This window comes from Thermomonas alba, from assembly GCF_022419205.1.
Taxonomy (GTDB): domain Bacteria; phylum Pseudomonadota; class Gammaproteobacteria; order Xanthomonadales; family Xanthomonadaceae; genus Thermomonas; species Thermomonas alba.
In genome coordinates this window covers 1-532 of record NZ_JAJOZU010000065.1, presented here as the reverse complement: position 1 = coordinate 532, position 532 = coordinate 1, and the positions used below count along the sequence as shown (strand labels likewise).

Genomic DNA, 532 nt, shown 5'->3' with positions numbered 1-532 from the left:
GCCGCAAGGAAATCCGCATCGCCGAGACCGAGATGCCCGGCCTGATGGCGATCCGCGAGGAATACGCGCCGAGCCAGCCGCTCAAGGGCGCGCGCATCGCCGGCAGCCTGCACATGACGATCCAGACCGCCGTGCTGATCGAGACGCTGCAGGCGCTGGGCGCGCAGGTGCGCTGGGCCTCGTGCAACATCTTCTCGACGCAGGACCACGCCGCCGCGGCGATTGCCGCCGCCGGCACGCCGGTGTTCGCCTTCAAGGGCGAGACGCTGGAGCAGTACTGGGACTACACGCACCGCATCTTCGAGTTCGGCCCGGCCGGCAGCCCCGAGGAGGGCCCGAACATGATCCTGGACGACGGCGGGGATGCCACGCTGCTGATGCATCTGGGCAAGCAGGCCGAGCACGACCCGTCGGTGCTCGACCACCCCAAGAGCGAGGAGGAGCGCGTGCTGTTCGCCGCGATCCGCGCGCGCCTGGCGCAGGATCCGACGTGGTACAGCCGCAAGGCCGCGCAGATCATCGGCGTGACCGA

The 532-nt window shown here is 69.9% G+C and carries 1 protein-coding gene; it reads left to right on the top strand.

The genetic code is table 11. The annotated features are described in order from the left end of the window. The coding region (locus ML342_RS11770; protein ID WP_240127201.1) for an adenosylhomocysteinase at positions 1-532 on the top strand (532 nt) is incomplete at both ends.